Origin of the sequence: Streptomyces sp. NBC_01276, assembly GCF_041435355.1 — a bacterium.
GTDB lineage: Bacteria > Actinomycetota > Actinomycetes > Streptomycetales > Streptomycetaceae > Streptomyces.
Map to the genome: position 1 here is coordinate 6,304,215 of NZ_CP108442.1, position 13,066 is coordinate 6,317,280.

Below are 13,066 nucleotides of genomic sequence, written 5' to 3' on the forward strand. Positions count from 1 at the left end.
TTCTCATGCAGTCCCGAGAACCTGGATAATCGCTCTATGGCAGCAGAGGTTCGTCCGCGGCTGACCGTGCTCTCCGGCCCTTCGGGGGTCGGCAAGAGCACGGTCGTCGCGCATATGCGCAAGGTCCACCCCGAGGTATGGCTCTCGGTGTCGGCCACCACCCGCAAGCCGCGGCCCGGTGAGCGACACGGAATCCACTACTTCTTCGTCAACGACGACGAGTTCGACAAGCTGATCGCCAACGGCGAGCTGCTGGAGTGGGCCGAGTTCGCGGGCAACCGCTACGGCACACCCCGCGGCGCGGTGCTGGAACGCCTGGACAACGGCGAACCGGTGCTGCTGGAGATCGACCTCCAGGGCGCCCGGCTCGTCCGCGAGTCCAAGCCCGACGCCCAGCTGGTCTTCCTGGCCCCGCCCAGCTGGGACGAACTGGTCCGCCGGCTCACCGGCCGCGGTACCGAATCCCCCGAGGTGATCGAGCGCAGGCTCGACTCCGCCAAGATCGAACTGGCTGCCGAGTCCGAGTTCGACACCACCCTGGTCAACACCTCCGTCGAGGACGTGGCGCGTGAGCTGCTAGCCTTGATGAAAGTTGTTTGATCGTTGATCGATGTCATGTCGATTGATGTTTGATCTTTCACCCATCTTCGGAAGGTAGAGCGTGTCCTCTTCCATCACTGCGCCCGAGGGCATCATCAACCCGCCGATCGACGAGCTGCTCGAGGCCACGGACTCGAAGTACAGCCTCGTGATCTACGCGGCCAAGCGCGCGCGTCAGATCAACGCGTACTACTCGCAGCTCGGCGAGGGCCTGCTTGAGTACGTCGGCCCGCTGGTGGACACCCACGTCCACGAGAAGCCGCTTTCGATCGCGCTGCGCGAGATCAACGCGGGCCTGCTGACCTCCGAGGCCATCGAGGCCCCGGCCCAGTAAGGCGCGGAACATTCTCTTCACCACAGGCCCGGCAGAACATCTGCCGGGCCTGTGGTGTGTCATAGGTGGCGTAGACCGATTCCGAACGGGGAGCGAGTGGTGGACAAGCCGGGTAAGCCGAAGGTCGTGCTGGGGGTCAGCGGCGGGATCGCCGCGTACAAGGCCTGTGAGCTGCTGCGCCGGCTGACGGAGTCGGGGCACGACGTCCGGGTGGTGCCCACGGCCGCCTCCCTGAACTTCGTCGGCGAGGCCACCTGGTCCGCGCTCTCCGGGAACCCGGCCTCCACCGAGGTCTGGGAGACCGTCCACGAGGTGCCCCACGTGCGCATCGGGCAGGGAGCCGACCTCGTCGTCGTCGCCCCCGCCACCGCCGACATGCTGGCCAAGGCCGCCCACGGGCTCGCCGACGACCTGCTCACCAACACCCTGCTCACCGCCCGCTGCCCGGTGGTCTTCGCCCCCGCGATGCACACCGAGATGTGGGAGCACCCCGCCACGCAGGAGAACGTCGCCACGCTCCGCCGCCGCGGCGCCGTCGTGATCGAGCCCGCCGTGGGCCGGCTCACCGGCAAGGACACCGGCAAGGGCCGGCTGCCCGACCCCGAGGAGATCTACGAGGTCTGCCGCCGGGTCCTGGCGCGCGGTGCGGCCGGGCCCGACCTGGCCGGACGCCACGTGGTGATCAGCGCCGGCGGGACCCGGGAGCCGCTCGACCCCGTCCGCTTCCTCGGCAACCGCTCCTCCGGCAAGCAGGGCTACGCCCTCGCCCGCACGGCCGCCGCCCGCGGAGCCCGGGTCACCCTCGTCGCGGCCAACACCGCGCTCGCGGACCCGGCCGGAGTGGACGTCGTACGCGTGGGGACCGCCCTCCAGCTGCGCGAGGCGGTGCTGAAGGCGGCCGCCGACGCCGACGCAGTCGTGATGGCGGCGGCGGTGGCCGACTTCCGGCCGGCCCGGTACGCCGACGGCAAGATCAAGAAGAAGGACGGACAGGACCCCGCGCCCGTCGCCCTCGTGCGCAACCCCGACGTGCTCGCGGAGATCTCCGCCGACCGGGCCCGGGAGGGCCAGGTCGTCGTCGGTTTCGCCGCCGAGACCGACGACGTGCTCGCCAACGGCCGGGCCAAGCTCCGCCGCAAGGGGTGTGACCTTCTCGTGGTCAACGAGGTCGGCGCCACCAAGACCTTCGGTTCGGAGGAGAATGAGGCAGTCGTCCTGGCCTCCGATGGTGGAGAGACTCCGGTGCCCCACGGTCCGAAGGAAGCTCTGGCGGACGTGATTTGGGACCGGGTGGTGGGACTCCTCGCACCCCAGGACGGCTCCAGAAGCGCCTGAGCGTCGCTCTTCTCGGAGGCAAATCCGTGCGTCAGAATGGAGTGCCGCAGGTCACATGGCTCCCATAAGGCGAGACGGGTGGTCCGGCGAACGGTGGCGACCGATAAACTGCAACCTGGAACGTGACCGGGCGCAGCCCCCGGTGTGGTTCCGCCAAATGATCAGCCAGCAGCCGCTGCAACCCCAGGGAGCGTTGTGTCCCGTCGCTTGTTCACCTCGGAGTCCGTCACCGAGGGTCACCCCGACAAGATCGCTGACCAGATCAGCGACACGATCCTCGACGCGCTCCTCACCGAGGACCCGACCTCGCGTGTGGCCGTGGAGACTCTCATCACCACCGGTCTCGTCCACATCGCGGGCGAGGTGACCACCAAGGCGTACGCGCCGATCGCCCAGCTCGTCCGCGACAAGATCCTCGAGATCGGTTACGACTCGTCCAAGAAGGGCTTCGACGGCGCTTCCTGCGGCGTGTCGGTGTCCATCGGTGCGCAGTCGCCCGACATCGCCCAGGGCGTGGACACGGCGTACGAGCAGCGCGTCGAGGGTGACGAGGACGAGCTCGACAAGCAGGGCGCCGGCGACCAGGGCCTGATGTTCGGCTACGCCTGCGACGAGACCCCCGAGCTGATGCCGCTCCCGATCCACATCGCGCACCGGCTCTCGCGCCGCCTGTCCGAGGTCCGCAAGAACGGGACCATCCCGTACCTGCGTCCCGACGGCAAGACCCAGGTCACCATCGAGTACGACGGCGACAAGGCCGTGCGCCTGGACACCGTCGTCGTGTCCTCGCAGCACGCCGCGGACATCGACCTGGACTCGCTGCTCGCCCCGGACATCCGCGAGTTCGTCGTGGAGCACGTGCTGGCGCAGCTCGTCGAGGACGGCATCAAGCTGGACACCGAGGGCTACCGGCTGCTGGTGAACCCGACCGGCCGCTTCGAGATCGGCGGCCCGATGGGCGACGCCGGCCTCACCGGCCGCAAGATCATCATCGACACCTACGGCGGCATGGCCCGCCACGGCGGCGGCGCCTTCTCCGGCAAGGACCCGTCGAAGGTCGACCGCTCCGCCGCGTACGCCATGCGCTGGGTCGCGAAGAACGTGGTCGCCGCCGGCCTGGCCGCGCGCTGCGAGGTCCAGGTCGCGTACGCGATCGGCAAGGCCGAGCCCGTCGGCCTCTTCGTCGAGACCTTCGGCACCGCCAAGGTCGACGTCCAGAAGATCGAGGACGCCATCGGCGAGGTCTTCGACCTGCGCCCGGCCGCGATCATCCGCGACCTCGACCTGCTGCGCCCGATCTACGCCCAGACCGCCGCCTACGGCCACTTCGGCCGCGAGCTGCCGGACTTCACCTGGGAGCGCACCGACCGCGTCGACGCCCTGCGCGCCGCCGCCGGTCTGTAAACGCCGCCGCACGCGACGAACGGCCCCGGACCGCGAGGTCCGGGGCCGTTCGCTGTCAGTGGTCTTTGGTAAGAATGCCTGTGTGAGCAGCGCGAACGATTCCCCGCCGGAGCAGCTCGCACTGATCCGGGAGATGGTCGCCGAGGCGAAGGCCAAGGCGCCCAAGGCCAAACCGCGGACCTGGCGCGGGGCCGCGGTCGCCGAGGAGCTGCCCGTCGCCCGCGTCCTGGTGAACAAGGGCGTGCTCCACCTCGACCGGCTCTTCGACTACGCGGTGCCCGCCGAGCTCGCCGAGACCGCCCGGCCGGGCGTCCGCGTCCGGGTCCGCTTCGGCGCCGGCTCCCACCGCGTGCACGGCGGCCGCCGTGAGGGCGGCGGGCTCATCGACGGCTTCATCGTGGAGCGGTGCGCCGAGTCCGACTACAACGGGGCGCTGGCCGCCCTGGCCCAGGTGGTCTCGCCCGAGGTCGTCCTCTCCGCGCCCGTGCTGGCCCTCGCCCGCGCCGTCGCCGACCGGTACGCGGGCAGCCTCGCCGACGTCCTCCAGCTCGCCCTGCCCGCGCGCAGCGCCCGCGCCGAGGCCAAACCCTCGCCCGAACCGCTGCCCCCGCCCCCCGTGCCCGAGCCCGGCGGCTGGACCCGCTACGGCGCCGGGCCCGCGTTCCTGCGGGCCCTCGCCACCGGCGGGGCCCCCCGCGCCGTGTGGACCGCCCTGCCCGGCCCCGGCTGGGCCGGGGAACTGGCCCGTGCCATGGCGGCGACCCTCGCCTCCGGCCGGGGCGCCCTGGCCGTGGTCCCGGACGGGCGCACCGCCGCCCGGGTCGACGCCGCCCTCACCGAACTGCTCGGCGAGGGGCGGCACGCCCTGCTGACGGCCGAGTCCGGGCCCGAGAAGCGCTACCGGCAGTGGCTCGCGGTGAGCCGGGGCTCGGTGCGCGCGGTCGTCGGCACCCGGGCCGCGATGTTCGCCCCCGTGCGCGACCTCGGGCTGGTGGCGATCTGGGACGACGGGGATTCCAGCCACAGCGACGACCACGCCCCCTTCCCGCACGTCCGCGAGGTCCTGGAACTGCGCGCCGTCACCGACGGCTGCGCCTTCCTGGCCGGCGGCACCAGCTGCACGGTGGAGGCCGCCCAGCTCGTCGAGACGGGCTGGGCCCGCCCGCTCGTGGCCGACCGGGAGACGGTGCGCTCCGTCGCCCCGCGCATCCGCACCGTCGGCGACGAACTGCTGGCGCGCGACGGGGCGGCCCGCGCGGCCCGGCTGCCGAGCCTCGCCTGGGAGACCGTCCGGGAGGGCCTGAAGACCGGGCCGGTCCTCGTCCAGGTGCCCCGGCGCGGCTACGCGCCCCGGCTCGCCTGCGAGCGCTGCCGCACCCCCGCCCGCTGCACCGTGTGCGCCGGGCCCCTGGAGGCCCCCGACGAGCGGGACCTGCACTGCGGCTGGTGCGGCCGGGCCGAGAGCGCCTGGCACTGCCAGGAGTGCGGGTCCTTCCGGCTCCGCGCCCAGGTGGTGGGCGCGCGGCGCACCGCCGAGGAGCTGGGCCGGGCCTTCCCCGCCGTGCCCGTACGGACTTCCGGGCGCGACCACGTGCTGGACGAGGTGCCGGACCGCCCGGCACTGGTGGTGTGCACCCCGGGGGCCGAGCCGGTCGCCGCGGGCGCCGGGTACGCGGCGGCGCTGCTGCTGGACGGCTGGGCCATGCTGGGCCGGCCCGACCTGCGGGCGGGGGAGGAGGCGCTGCGCCGCTGGATCGCCGCCGCGTCGCTGGTGCGCGGGGAGGGGCAGGTGGTCGTCGTGGCCGAGCCGACGCTGCGGCCCGTGCAGGCGCTGGTGCGCTGGGACCCGGTCGGGCACGCCGTACGGGAACTGGCCGAGCGGGCCCAGCTGGGTTTCCCGCCGGTGTCGCGGATGGCCGCCGTGGCGGGCCGGGGGGAGGCGCTGGAGGCCTTCCTCGGGGCCGTCGGGCTGCCGCCGGACGCGGAGGTCCTGGGACCCGTACCGCTGCCCGGGCGGCGGGGGGAGCCCTCACCGGGGGAGCGGGCCCTGGTCCGGGTCCCGCCGGGGAGCGGGGCCGCGCTGGCCGCGGCGCTGAAGTCGGCGCAGGCCGCGCGGATGGCGCGGGGCGTCGCGGCGGCGGACGCGGTCCGGATCCGGATCGACCCGCCGGACATCGGCTGAGGCCGGGTGGCGGGGGCCGCTGCGCGGGGCCGTTCGCCCCGCGTCGCCCTCCGCCCGTTCCCCGGGGCGGGCCCCGGGCCCGTTCCGGGCGCCGCGCACCCGGTGCGCTCGAACGCCGCCCGGGCTGGAGTCCCGCTGCGCGGCTCCAGCCCCGCCGGCGTTCGAGGCACGTGCTCCCGCTGCGTCGGTGCCGTCGGGGGTCGGCGTCCCGGCGGCGCGGACGGGGTCAGCCGTTGCGGGGTCCCGGGAACGCCGACTGGCGGGCGGCCGGGGCGGCGGCGGCCTGGGTGTCCTCGCGCACCGGCTGCGGGGGCACCGAGCGGGCCGCCGGGATGGTGGGCAGCGGACCGAGCGTCCGGGTCGTGGTGCCCTCGGCCGGCGGCTCAGCGGACTCGGCGGCCTGCGCGCGGCGTGCCCCGTAGCGGCGGTGCACGGCCTGCTTGGTGACACCGAGCGCGGAGCCGACCGCGTCCCACGAGAAGCCGAGCGAGCGGTCGAAGTCCACCGCCGCGGTGACCAGCGTCTCGACGCTGTCCCGCAGCTCCTGGGCGAGCCGGACGGTGGGTGCGGGGGCCCTGCCGTAGACGACGAAGCCCGTGGACGGCCCGGAGCGGCGCGGGCGGTACACGTTGCCGAGCTGGGCGGTGAGGGTGCGCAGAGCGTCCACCTGTCGGCGAACCCGCTCGATGTCCCGCACGAGGAGGTGCAGGCTGGCCCGTGCTTGGGCGTCATGAGTGGCGTGGTCGGCCATGAAGAAGCCTCTCGAACCGGTGCTGGAGAGCGGATCGGGCCGCAGACACCGTTCTCGTTCGCGGCCCGTTTCGGTCAATCTGCCTTGACCAACGCGCCATACCGCGAGGAAGTCACGCTCCAGGGGCGTGTCGGCATATGCGAGAGGCGCGCGTGTGTGCGTACGCCCCCCTCGGCACCGCAGGTGGGCGGGCGGGGGCGGGCCCCATAGACTGGTGCGCTGCTGACAGCCGAGATAGCGAGGTAGGACCCCAGTGAAGCTCGTCTTCGCAGGCACCCCCGAGGTCGCCGTGCCCGCCCTGGACGCCCTGATCGCCTCCGGGCGGCACGAGGTCGCCGCCGTCATCACCCGGCCCGACGCCCCGGCCGGCCGCGGACGCCGGCTCGTGGCCAGCCCGGTCGCCGAACGCGCCGAGGAAGCCGGGATCGAGGTGCTCAAGCCCGCGCGGCCGCGCGACGAGGAGTTCCAGGCCCGGCTGCGCGAGATCGGCCCGGACTGCTGCCCGGTCGTCGCCTACGGGGCGCTGATCCCCAGGAGCGCCCTGGAGATCCCGGCCCGGGGATGGGTCAACCTGCACTTCTCCCTGCTCCCCGCCTGGCGCGGCGCGGCCCCCGTCCAGCAGTCGATCATGGCGGGGGACCAGGTCACCGGCGCCTCCACCTTCCGCATCGAGGAAGGGCTGGACACCGGCCCCGTCTTCGGGGTGCTCACCGAGGAGATCCGCCCGTCCGACACCAGCGGCGACCTGCTGACCCGGCTCGCCTTCGCCGGCGCAGGACTGCTGTCCGCGACCATGGACGGCATCGAGGACGGCACCCTGCGCGCCGTCCCGCAGCCCGCCGACGGGATCTCGCTCGCGCCGAAGATCACGGTCGAGGACGCGCGCGTCGACTGGAACGCCCCCGCGCTGCGCGCCGACCGCGTGGTGCGCGGCTGCACGCCCGCCCCGGGCGCGTGGACCGTCTTCCGCGGCGAGCGGCTCAAGCTGATCTCCGTGGGGCTCGTCGCCGACCGCACCGACCTCGCGCCGGGCGTGCTGGCCCCGGCCAAGAACAACGTGTACGTCGGCACCGGCTCGCACGCCGTCGAGCTGCTGTGGGTACAGCCGCAGGGCAAGAAGCCGATGAAGGGCGCCGACTGGGCCCGCGGGGTGCGTATCGCTCCCGGCGAGCGCCTGGGCGCGGCCGACGTAGGCTGATTCCGCGACCGGTCCGCCCCGCGCGGGCCCGGCAGTACCCCGTGACCCACCACCGCAGTACCTCGTAACCCCGGAGCACCTTTCACGTGAGCGAACAGCCCCGTCGTCGTCCCGCCGCCGCAGGCGCCGGCAAGCCGTCCGGCAAGCAGGGCGGCCGTCCGGCCAAGCCGTACCGCCGGCCCCAGAAGGACCCCGTCCGGATGCTGGCCTTCGAGGTGCTGCGGGCGGTGGACGAGCGCGACGCCTACGCCAACCTCGTGCTGCCCCCGCTGCTGAAGAAGGCCCGCCAGGACGAGAGCTTCCAGGCGCGCGACGCGGCCCTGGCCACCGAGCTGGTCTACGGCACCCTGCGCCGCCAGGGCACCTACGACGCGGTGATCAAGGCCTGCATCGACCGGCCGCTGCGCGAGGTCGACCCGCCGGTGCTGGACGTGCTCTCGCTCGGCGCCCACCAGCTGCTCGGCACCCGCATCCCCACGCACGCCGCGGTTTCGGCCAGCGTCGAACTGGCCCGCGTGGTGCTCGGAGACGGCCGGGCCAAGTTCGTGAACGCCGTGCTCCGCAAGATCTCCGCGCACGACCTCGACGGCTGGCTGGAGCGGGTCGCCCCGCCGTACGAGGACGACGCCGAGGAACACCTCGCCGTCTACCACTCGCACCCCCGCTGGGTCGTCAGCGCCCTGTGGGACGCCCTGGGCGGAGGCCGCGCCGGGATCGAGGACCTGCTCGAAGCCGACAACGAGCGGCCCGAGGTGACGCTGGTGGCCCGTCCGGGCCGGTCCACGCCCGAGGAGCTGCTGGAGGCCGTCGGCGAGGACTCGGCGCTGCCGGGGCGCTGGTCCCCGTACGCGGTGCGGATGGCCGAGGGCGGCGAGCCGGGCGCGCTGGAGGCCGTCCGCGAGGGGCGCGCCGGCGTGCAGGACGAGGGCAGCCAGCTGGTGGCGATGGCCCTCGCCGCGGTGCCCGTCGAGGGGCGCGACGCGCGCTGGCTCGACGGCTGCGCGGGTCCCGGCGGCAAGGCGGCGCTGCTCGGCGCGCTGGCCGCGCGGCGCGGAGCCTTCCTGCTGGCCTCCGAGAAGCAGCCCCACCGGGCCCGGCTCGTGGAGCGCGCGCTGGCCGGGAACCCGGGCCCGTACCAGGTCATCGCGGCCGACGGCACCCGGCCCCCGTGGCTGCCGGGGTCCTTCGACCGCGTGCTGGTGGACGTGCCCTGCTCCGGCCTGGGCGCGCTGCGGCGCCGGCCCGAGGCCCGCTGGCGGCGGCGCCCCGAGGACCTGGAGGGCTTCGCGCCGCTCCAGCGCGGGCTGCTGCGCGAGGCGCTCGCCGCGGTGCGCGTGGGCGGTGTCGTGGGATACGCGACCTGCTCCCCGCACCTGGCGGAGACCCGGGTGGTCGTGGACGACGTCCTCAAGGGCCGGGGCGCCGGCGCCCGCGCGGTGTCGGCCGAACTGATCGACGCCCGCCCGTACATGCAGGGCGTCCCCGCCCTCGGCGACGGCCCCGACGTCCAGCTGTGGCCGCACCTGCACGGCACGGACGCGATGTACCTCGCCCTGCTGCGCCGCACGGCGTAGCGGGGCGGCAGGGCCCTCACACCCCGGTGCGCCGGGAGCGGACCGGGGAGAGGGCGATCGGGACGCAGGACAGGGACAGGAAGGCGGCGCCGGCCCACAGGGCGGCGTGGAGACCGGCCGCCGCGGCGAGGAGGCCCGACAGGGCGGAGCCGAGGGCCAGGGCGCCGGTCAGCATGAAGCGGAAGGTCGCGTTCATGCGGCCGAGGAGCGGGTCCGGGGTCAGGTGCTGGCGGAGGCTGACGCCGAGGACGTTGTTGGAGCCGATCGTCATGTGGGCCAGCAGCCAGGCCGCGCCCGCCGCCCAGAGCCACCCCCCGTGGTCCAACAGGGGCACCAGGAGCGCCGCCGGGGTCAGGCTGAGGGTGAGGGCGCGGCCGTAGCCCACGCGGGCCGCGAAGGGCCGCGCCAGCCGGGCGCCGAGCAGCACTCCCGCGCCGCCCGCCGCCCAGAACAGGCCGAGCGCGGCCGGGGACAGGCCGAGCTCCCGTACGAACAGCACGGGCAGCATCGCGTTGACGGCGGAGCCGCCCAGGTTGGTGAGGGTCGAGGTCAGGGCCAGTGCCCGCAGTTCCCCGTGGCCCAGTACGTGGCGCAGGCCCTCCATGATCTGCCGCCGCAGCGGTGTCCGGGCGGCGGCCGGCGGCGCGGGGACGGGACGGATCCGCAGCAGGCCCAGCGCGGAGCCGAGGTAGCCGAGCGCGCAGCCCGCCAGGGCGACCGGCGCGGTGAGGGCGGCGATGAGGGCACCGCCCGCGCCCCGTCCGGCGATGTTCGCCGTGGCCATCAGGGTCACGAGGGCGGCGTTCGCAGGGACCAGGGCGTCCCGCCCGACCAGCTGCGGCAGCACGCTCTGGGCCCCGACCTCGGAGAACACGGTGGCGCAGCCGGCGAGCAGGACGACCGCGTACAGCTGGGCCAGGGTGAGCCGGTCGAGCCACCAGGCGGCGGGCAGGGAGGCGAAGAGCCCGGCGCGGGCGAGGTCGGCCGCGATCAGCACCCGACGGGTGCGCAGCCGGTCCACCCAGGCCCCGGCCGGGAGGCCGATCAGCAGGAAGGCGGCGGTGGAGAGCGCGGCGAGCGCGCCGACCTGGGCGGCGCTCGCGCGCAGGCCGGTCAGGGCGAGCAGCGGGACGGCGATGTAGCCGGTGTTGGCGGCGGACTGGCTGAGGGTCGTGGCGCCGAAGAGGGCGCGGAAGTCCCGGTTGCGCCACGGGCTGCCGGACGCCGTGCGACGGCCGGAGGATTCGGCGGATTCGGCGGATTCTGCGGTTTCGTCTGGTGCGGTGGGGACGGACGCCATGCCTGGGCTGACTCCTCGGGACGGGCCGGACCGCCCGGGGACGGTGTCTGTCATGCGCAGAACCGTCCACCACCCGCACATCGAAGGACAAGTGAAATATGCTCCATGATCAATTAAGTGCCGCTACGGAAACCCCGAGTTCCGGGGCCGTGGCCGGAAGTGGCCGAGGGCATGGCAGGCTTGGGGCATGGCCGTTCAGATCAATCCCAGCATCCTGTCCGCCGACTTCGCCCGTCTCGCCGACGAGGCGCGGGCCGTCGAGGGGGCCGACTGGCTGCACGTCGACGTCATGGACAACCATTTCGTCCCGAACCTCACCCTCGGCGTCCCGATCGTGGAGTCCCTGAGCCGTGCCACGGACATCCCGCTGGACCTGCACCTGATGATCGAGGACCCGGACCGCTGGGCGCCGCAGTACGTGGAGGCCGGGGCCGGTTCCGTCACCTTCCACGCCGAGGCCGCCGCGGCTCCGGTGCGCCTCGCTCGGGAGATCCGGGCGAAGGGGGCCCGTGCGGCGATGGCGCTCAAGCCCGGCACCCCGATCGAGCAGTACGAGGACATCCTCCCCGAGCTCGACATGGTGCTGATCATGACGGTCGAGCCGGGCTTCGGCGGCCAGTCCTTCCTCGACATCATGCTGCCCAAGGTCCGCCGGACCCGGGAGCTGATCGCCAAGCACGGGCTGGAGCTGTGGCTCCAGGTCGACGGCGGGGTCTCGGCCTCCACGATCGAGCGGGTGGCGGAGGCCGGCGCCGACGTGTTCGTCGCGGGCAGCGCGGTCTACGGGGCGGTCGACCCGGCCGCCGCGGTGCGGACCCTGCGTGAGCAGGCGGGTGCGGCGATCGCCGCCGCCCCCTGGGCGTGCGACCACTGAGCGAGGCTTGATGAACAGCTCGGTGAACGGAAGCCGTCCAGGCTGATCAACGGCCGTCGGATCTGACAGGATGAACGGCGAGTCGAGAGTGTGAACACGACAGTGTGAACAGCAGTGAGGAGAGCGCGGTGTCTGCAATGTCGGCGGGACGGTCAGCCCTGCGGATGGGACCCGCGGAGCTGGTGCAGGCGGCGGCCATGGCCCGTCGCTTCTACCTGGAGGGCAAGTCCAAGATCCAGATCGCCGAGGAGTTCGGCGTGAGCCGCTTCAAGGTGGCCCGGGTCCTGGAGACGGCCCTCGAACGCGACCTCGTACGCATCGAGATCCGGGTGCCGGCCGAACTGGACGCGGAGCGCTCCGACGCGCTCCGCGCCCGGTACGGGCTGAGGCACGCGGTCGTGGTGGAGTCGCCGGCCGACGCCACCGAGGACGCTCCGGACCCGGAGAACCTCGGCGCGGTCGCCGCCGACCTGCTCGGCGAGCTCGTCAACGAGGGCGACGTGCTCGGGCTGGCGTGGGGGCGTTCCACCATCCACATGGCCGCCTCCCTGCACCGGCTGCCCCCCTGCACCGTGGTCCAGCTGACCGGCGTGTACGACGCCGGGACGGCCGAGCGCGGCTCCGTGGAGGCCGTCCGCCGGGCCGCGCAGGTCTCCGGCGGGGACGCCCACCCGATCTACGCCCCGATGCTGCTGCCCGATCCGGCGACCGCGGCCGCCCTGCGCAGCCAGACGGGCATCGCGCGGGCCTTCGAGTACTTCGACAAGGTGACGGTCGCCGCCGTCTCGATCGGCTCCTGGGAGCCCGGCATCTCCACCGTCCACGACATGCTGACCGACGAGGAGCGCGCGCACTACGCCTCCCTCGGCGTCGCGGCGGAGATGTCCGCACACCTCTTCGACTCGGAAGGCCGAAGGGTCGGGCGCGACCTCGGCGAGCGGTGCATCACCGTCGAGGCGGACCGGCTGCGCCGGATCCCCGAGGTCGTGGCGATCGCGGGCGGCCTGCGCAAGGCCTCCGCGATCGGGGCGGTGCTCCGTTCCGGGCTGGTGACCAGCCTCGTCACGGACACGGCGGTCGCGGACTACCTGCTCACCGAGTCCGCTCCCGGGCTCCGTCCGGCGCTCGACCGGGCCGACCCGGACGACTGACGGGGCGGCCGCGCCGGCCGGTGATGCGGATGGTGCCGGAATCGAGACCCGAACAGCGGACCGCGGGGCGGCCCCGGGGGCGCATACTGGCTTCGATGACTAAGTCAGCAGTACCTCGCCGCCATTTGCCGTCCAGCCCGTTCAAGGCCCCCGTGGAACCGCCGCTCCGGCAGTTCAGCGTCGGCGACCGGGTGAGTCACGACGAGCACGGCCTCGGCCGTGTCGTCGGGATCGAGGAGGGGATCGCCGTTCTCGTCGACTTCGGGTCGGTCCAGAAACGAATCCTGAGCCCTTACACCAAGATGTCCGTGCTCTGAGCCCGTCAGTGCTCTGACGCCATCAGGCGATTCGCGAGCGAATCGG

Annotated in this window: 12 protein-coding genes; 10 read left to right on the forward strand and 2 right to left on the reverse strand. The window is 73.7% G+C overall.

The genetic code is table 11. The features are described from left to right. Positions 1-36: 36 nt before the first annotated feature. The 5 genes from gmk (at position 37) to OG295_RS28440 (ending at position 5,855) form a co-directional block, all read left to right on the forward strand. A complete protein-coding gene (gmk, locus tag OG295_RS28420; protein ID WP_371679455.1) occupies positions 37-600 on the forward strand; it encodes a guanylate kinase in 564 nt (187 codons plus the stop codon). A 61-nt stretch (positions 601-661) separates the two neighbouring features. Continuing rightward, positions 662-934: a DNA-directed RNA polymerase subunit omega gene (gene rpoZ / locus OG295_RS28425; protein WP_004948662.1), complete on the forward strand. Its 273-nt coding sequence runs from the start codon at positions 662-664 to the stop codon at positions 932-934. A gap of 99 nt (positions 935-1,033) precedes the next feature. Next, complete coding sequence (gene coaBC, locus OG295_RS28430) at positions 1,034-2,269, forward strand: bifunctional phosphopantothenoylcysteine decarboxylase/phosphopantothenate--cysteine ligase CoaBC (protein WP_371679456.1); 1,236 nt, start codon at positions 1,034-1,036, stop codon at positions 2,267-2,269. 195 nt (positions 2,270-2,464) lie between these two features. Next, positions 2,465-3,673: a methionine adenosyltransferase gene (gene metK / locus OG295_RS28435; protein WP_100660992.1), complete on the forward strand. Its 1,209-nt coding sequence runs from the start codon at positions 2,465-2,467 to the stop codon at positions 3,671-3,673. Between the two features lie 82 nt (positions 3,674-3,755). Then, positions 3,756-5,855, forward strand: a complete 2,100-nt coding sequence (locus OG295_RS28440) for a primosomal protein N' (RefSeq protein ID WP_371679457.1) — start codon at positions 3,756-3,758, stop codon at positions 5,853-5,855. Positions 5,856-6,081: 226 nt separating this feature from the next. Here the strand turns inward: OG295_RS28440 and OG295_RS28445 are convergent, their stop codons facing one another. After that, on the reverse strand, positions 6,082-6,606 hold the full coding sequence (locus OG295_RS28445) for a hypothetical protein (protein ID WP_371679458.1): 525 nt from the start codon (positions 6,604-6,606) through the stop codon (positions 6,082-6,084). Positions 6,607-6,859: 253 nt separating this feature from the next. On the opposite strand from OG295_RS28445, the gene fmt reads away from it, so the two are divergent. Continuing rightward, positions 6,860-7,804 (forward strand): methionyl-tRNA formyltransferase, encoded by a 945-nt coding sequence (gene fmt / locus OG295_RS28450; RefSeq protein ID WP_371679459.1) that lies wholly within the window; start codon positions 6,860-6,862, stop codon positions 7,802-7,804. A gap of 86 nt (positions 7,805-7,890) precedes the next feature. Then, positions 7,891-9,378 carry an RsmB/NOP family class I SAM-dependent RNA methyltransferase gene (locus tag OG295_RS28455; RefSeq protein ID WP_371679460.1) on the forward strand — a complete coding sequence of 496 codons (1,488 nt, stop codon included), beginning with the start codon at positions 7,891-7,893 and terminating at the stop codon, positions 9,376-9,378. Between the two features lie 16 nt (positions 9,379-9,394). On the opposite strand, the gene OG295_RS28460 is transcribed toward OG295_RS28455, so the two are convergent. Further along, a complete protein-coding gene (locus tag OG295_RS28460) occupies positions 9,395-10,678 on the reverse strand; it encodes an MFS transporter (RefSeq protein ID WP_371679461.1) in 1,284 nt (427 codons plus the stop codon). A 187-nt stretch (positions 10,679-10,865) separates the two neighbouring features. Here OG295_RS28460 and rpe point away from each other — a divergent pair, with 187 nt between their 5' ends. The 3 genes from rpe to OG295_RS28475 all read left to right on the forward strand — a co-directional run bounded on the left by rpe (position 10,866) and on the right by OG295_RS28475 (position 13,020). Continuing rightward, complete coding sequence (rpe, locus tag OG295_RS28465; RefSeq protein WP_371679462.1) at positions 10,866-11,552, forward strand: ribulose-phosphate 3-epimerase; 687 nt, start codon at positions 10,866-10,868, stop codon at positions 11,550-11,552. Between the two features lie 104 nt (positions 11,553-11,656). Further along, positions 11,657-12,703: a sugar-binding transcriptional regulator gene (locus OG295_RS28470; RefSeq protein ID WP_371679463.1), complete on the forward strand. Its 1,047-nt coding sequence runs from the start codon at positions 11,657-11,659 to the stop codon at positions 12,701-12,703. 95 nt (positions 12,704-12,798) lie between these two features. Further along, positions 12,799-13,020, forward strand: coding sequence for a CarD family transcriptional regulator (locus tag OG295_RS28475; protein ID WP_266837885.1), 222 nt, complete (start codon positions 12,799-12,801; stop codon positions 13,018-13,020). Positions 13,021-13,066: the final 46 nt, after the last annotated feature.